This window comes from Pseudonocardia pini, from assembly GCF_013870575.1.
Taxonomy (GTDB): domain Bacteria; phylum Actinomycetota; class Actinomycetes; order Mycobacteriales; family Pseudonocardiaceae; genus Pseudonocardia; species Pseudonocardia pini.
The window spans coordinates 1-4,244 of record NZ_JACBXB010000486.1 but is presented as its reverse complement, the minus strand read 5'-3'; the positions used below and the strand labels follow the sequence as shown (position 1 = coordinate 4,244).

Here is a 4,244-nt window from a genome sequence, read left to right as displayed (position 1 = left end):
GCGCGGTACCTGCCGTGCGACGTCGCCGACACCGAGCAGATCACCGCGACCGTCGCGGCCGTCGTGGCCGAGTTCGGTCGGGTGGACGGCCTGCTCAACGCGGCGGGCCTGACCGACCGGGGCTCGCTGCTGGACACCACGCCCGAGCTGTTCGACCGGCACGTGGCGATCGACCTGCGCGGCCCGTTCTTCCTCATGCAGGCGGTCGTGCGGGACATGCTGCGCCGCGGCGCCCCCGGGACGATCGTGAACATCGGCTCCGAGCAGTCGTACGGCGGCTCGCCGAACCTGGCCCCGTACGCCGCGGCGAAGGCCGGGCTCGCCGCGCTCACCCGCAACGTCGCGCACGCCCACCGCTTCGACCGGATCCGGGTCAACTGCCTCAACATCGGCTGGACGGACACCGACGGCGAGGACAGCACACAGCGCCGGTTCGAAGGCGCGGGCGACGACTGGCGTGCCCGGGCCGCGAGCAGGCTCCCCGCGGGCAGGCTCGGCGACCCGGACGAGATCGCCGACATGATCGTCTTCCTCCTCTCCGACCGCAGCGGCGTGGTGACCGGGTCTCTCGTGGACTGGGACCAGGCCGTGCTCGGCACCCACGACTAGGAGCCATCGATGACCAAGATCGCCGGAGCGCCCATCTCCTGGGGCGTGTGCGAGGTCCCCGGCTGGGGCTACCAGCTGACCCCCGAGCGCGTCCTGGCCGAGATGGCCGAGGTCGGGCTGGTGGCCACCGAGTTCGGGCCGGACGGGTTCCTCCCCGCGACGCCCGAGGCCAAGGCCGCCACGCTCGCCGGGCACGGGCTGACCGCCGTCGGCGGGTTCACCCCGACGCTGCTGCACGTCCCCGACCACGACCCGGTCCCCGGCGTCCGAGAGCTGCTGCCCAGCTACGCGGCGGCGTCCGCGGGCACGCTCGTGCTGTCCGCGGACACCGGCCGGACCGGCTACGACTCCCGCCCCGAGCTCGACGACGCCGGCTGGAAGACCCTGCTGGAGAACCTCGACCGCATCGCGACGGCGGCCGCGGCGGCGGGCGTCGAGACCGTGCTGCACCCGCACGTCGGGACCATGGTCGAGAACAACGACGACGTCCGACGCGTGCTGGAGGGCTCCTCCATGCAGCTCTGCCTGGACACCGGACACCTCCTGATCGGCGGCACCGACCCCGCGGAGCTCACCCGGCAGTCACCGGAGCGGGTGGCGCACACGCACTTCAAGGACGTCGACCTCGGTCTGGCGCGGCAGGTGCAGGAGGGTCTCAAGACCTACACCGAGGCCGTGCGGGCGGGGATGTACCGGCCGCTCGGCGCGGGCGACGTGGACTTCGAGTCGATCGTCACGAGCCTGCGGGGCCGGGGCTACGACGGCTGGTACGTCCTGGAGCAGGACACGATCCTCACCGAGGCACCGACCGGCGTCGGCCCCGCGGGCGACGTCCACGCGAGCGTCGAGCACCTCCGGGCGCTGCTCTCGAGGTGACCGAACGGCGCGGTCCCCGCCTGCTTCGAGGCGCCGCCCCCGCCCGAGATGAACGTCAGTGCTGTTCGGAGGCCCTCCGAACAGCACTGACGTTCATCTCGACGGGGCGAGAAGGCGGAGGCGGAGGCGGGAGCGGAGGGATCGCGGGGGTGTGCGGGCGGGAGGAAGGGTGTGGCGGCCAGCGAGACGACGACGGCGCCCACGGCCACCGTGCGGGCGTCCCGCTGCCGCAGCGAGGGCAGGAGGAGGGCGAGCAGGGCGGCCGGGAAGGCGGCGTCGATCCCGAAGACCTCCGGGTCGGGGATCGCCTCGCCCGCGAGCAGGCCGACCACCGTCCCGATGTTCCAGGCGACGAACAGGCTCGCGCCGCACGCCCAGTAGGCCGCCCGTGCCCGCGGCCCGCTGCCGCGGGCGCGCGTGAACGCCACGTTCTCGTCGACGAGCAGGTGGGCACCCAGCAGCCGCGTCGGCAGGCTCCCTCCGACGACGCCCCCGATCGCCAGGCCGAACGGCAGGTGCCGGAGGTTGATCAACAGACCCGCCGCGACCGCCGCGAACGGGGCGCCGCCCGCGGCGACGACGGCCACCGCGAGGAACTGCGACCCGCCCGCGAACACCAGTAGCGACATGCCCACGACCAGCGGCCACGGCACGCCCGCCGAGGCCGCGAGCGCCCCGAACGACATCCCGACGACCGCGATCGCCGCCGCCAGGGCCAGGACGTCCCGCAGGTCCCCGGGCGCCAAGGTCGTTCGCCGTACCGAACACATGGGCGCTTACACTGAACGCATGACCACCGTTCGTCAACCCGGTATCGGCGTTCGATGAGCCGAACGCCGCTGGAGGAGATCGCCGCGGCCGTCCGACGGGAGCGGACCCGTCAGGAGCTGTCGCTGGCGGAGCTGGCCCGGCGCGCGGGGCTGGCCAAGTCCACGCTCTCGCAGCTCGAGGCGGGGGCGGGGAACCCGAGCGTCGAGACGCTGTGGGCGATCGCCGTGGTGCTCGACGTGCCGTTCTCCCGGCTGGTCGATCCCCCCGCCCGCGGGGTGCGGGTGGTCCGGGCGGGGCAGGGCGTGGTGATCCCGAGCGAGCACTCCCCCTTCACCGGCACCCTGCTCGCGGCGTGCCCGCCCGGGGCACGCCGGGACCTGCACGTGATCACCGCCGAACCCGGCGCGGCCCGGTCCGCCCACAGCCACATCCCCGGCACCACCGAGCACCTCGTCGTGACGGCGGGGCGCTGGGTCGCCGGGCCGGAGGGCGAACAGGTGGAGCTGGGGCCGGGCGACTACGCCTGCTTCCCGGGCGACCGCCCCCACTCCTACCAGGCGCTGGAGCCGGGGACGGCCGCGGTGTTGGTGATGGAGTACGTGTAGTCACCAGCCGCGCTGGGCGTACCGCTGCTCCTCGGGGAGGTCGGGGATGTTGATGCCGACCATCGCCTCGCCGAGCCCGCGGGAGACCTTGGCGATCACGTCCGGGTCGTCGTGGAAGGTGGTGGCCTTCACGATCGCGGCCGCGCGCTGCGCGGGGTCGCCGGACTTGAAGATGCCCGAGCCCACGAACACGCCCTCGGCGCCGAGCTGCATCATCATCGCCGCGTCCGCCGGGGTGGCGATGCCGCCCGCGGTGAACAGCGTGACCGGCAGCTTCCCGGCCGCGGCGACCTCCGCGACGAGCTGCACGGGGGCGCGCAGCTCCTTGGCCGCGATGAACAGCTCCGCCTCGTCCAGGGTGCCGAGGCGGCGGATCTCGCTGCGGATGGAGCGCATGTGCCGGGTCGCCTCGACGACGTTCCCCGTGCCCGCCTCGCCCTTCGAACGGATCATCGCCGCGCCCTCGGAGATGCGGCGCAGCGCCTCGCCCAGGTTGGTCGCACCACAGACGAAGGGCACGGTGAAGGCCCACTTGTCGATGTGGTGCGCCTCGTCCGCCGGGGTGAGGACCTCCGACTCGTCGACGTAGTCCACGCCGAGCGACTGCAGGACCTGCGCCTCGACGAAGTGCCCGATCCGCGCCTTGGCCATGACCGGGATGGAGACGGACTCGATGATCCCCTGGACCATGTCCGGGTCGCTCATCCGCGCCACGCCGCCCTGCGCGCGGATGTCCGCGGGGACCCGCTCCAGCGCCATGACGGCGACGGCGCCCGCGTCCTCGGCGATCTTCGCCTGCTCGGGCGTGACCACGTCCATGATCACGCCGCCCTTGAGCATCTCCGCCATGCCGCGCTTCACGCGGGCGGTACCCAGCTCGTGGCCTGCGGAGGTCACGGAGCTGTCGGAGGGGGCCTGCTCGGACGACACTGTGGTGCTCCTTCTTCGACTGCGAGGTCCCGGGGCTCCGGGCCACCGCCGTCTGCGAACGGCGGTCCGTCGTCCGATGGTACGCGCCGCTCCCCGCAGCTCGGACGGGGTGGGAGCCGGTCAGCCCGCGCGCGAACCGAGCCGGGGAGCGGACTCGGCGATCTCGAAGTAGGCGGGCAGGGGTGCGGTCCCGTACAGCCGCAACCAGCGGACCAGCCGCCGCGACCGCAGGCCGTGGGTGTCCCGGACGGCGTCGTTGTGCACCCGCCGCGCCAGCACGACGAGCTGTTCCGCGTCGACCAGCTCGGCCAGCAGGTCCGTGGGCAGGCCCTCGCGGTCGACCAGCGACAGGGCCCGGGACAACGCGTTCTCGACGAGCTCGCGCGCCTCGATCCCCTGCTCCAGCTCCCGCGGGAGGTCGCGGACCATGCCGTCGGTGTTCTGCGGGTTCTC

The 4,244-nt window shown here is 73.5% G+C and carries 4 protein-coding genes and 2 pseudogenes; 3 read left to right on the top strand and 3 right to left on the bottom strand.

The window, feature by feature from the left end; translation table 11 throughout:
• Window positions 1-609: SDR family oxidoreductase (locus H5J29_RS22940; RefSeq protein ID WP_181783107.1), on the top strand; the 609-nt coding region annotated here is incomplete at its 5' end.
• A 9-nt stretch (window positions 610-618) separates the two neighbouring features.
• Window positions 619-1,485 carry a TIM barrel protein gene (locus H5J29_RS22935; RefSeq protein WP_181783106.1) on the top strand — a complete coding sequence of 289 codons (867 nt, stop codon included), beginning with the start codon at window positions 619-621 and terminating at the stop codon, window positions 1,483-1,485.
• 314 nt (window positions 1,486-1,799) lie between these two features.
• Here H5J29_RS22935 and H5J29_RS35325 read toward each other — a convergent pair.
• Window positions 1,800-2,255 (bottom strand): annotated as a pseudogene (locus tag H5J29_RS35325) (AzlC family ABC transporter permease); the annotation flags it as partial.
• A 54-nt stretch (window positions 2,256-2,309) separates the two neighbouring features.
• Between H5J29_RS35325 and H5J29_RS22925 the strand changes: the two are divergent.
• Window positions 2,310-2,861, top strand: coding sequence for a helix-turn-helix domain-containing protein (locus H5J29_RS22925; protein ID WP_181783105.1), 552 nt, complete (start codon window positions 2,310-2,312; stop codon window positions 2,859-2,861).
• On the opposite strand, the gene pdxS is transcribed toward H5J29_RS22925, so the two are convergent.
• On the bottom strand, window positions 2,862-3,791 hold the full coding sequence (gene pdxS, locus H5J29_RS22920) for a pyridoxal 5'-phosphate synthase lyase subunit PdxS (RefSeq protein ID WP_376768559.1): 930 nt from the start codon (window positions 3,789-3,791) through the stop codon (window positions 2,862-2,864).
• A 120-nt stretch (window positions 3,792-3,911) separates the two neighbouring features.
• Window positions 3,912-4,244 (bottom strand): annotated as a pseudogene (locus H5J29_RS22915) (hypothetical protein); the annotation flags it as partial.

Bases quoted from the DNA above. Each gene is read 5' to 3' on its own strand.
- H5J29_RS22935 (WP_181783106.1), top strand. From the start codon at position 619: ATGACCAAGATCGCCGGAGCGCCCATCTCCTGGGGCGTGTGCGAGGTC.
- H5J29_RS22925 (WP_181783105.1), top strand. From the start codon at position 2,310: ATGAGCCGAACGCCGCTGGAGGAGATCGCCGCGGCCGTCCGACGGGAG.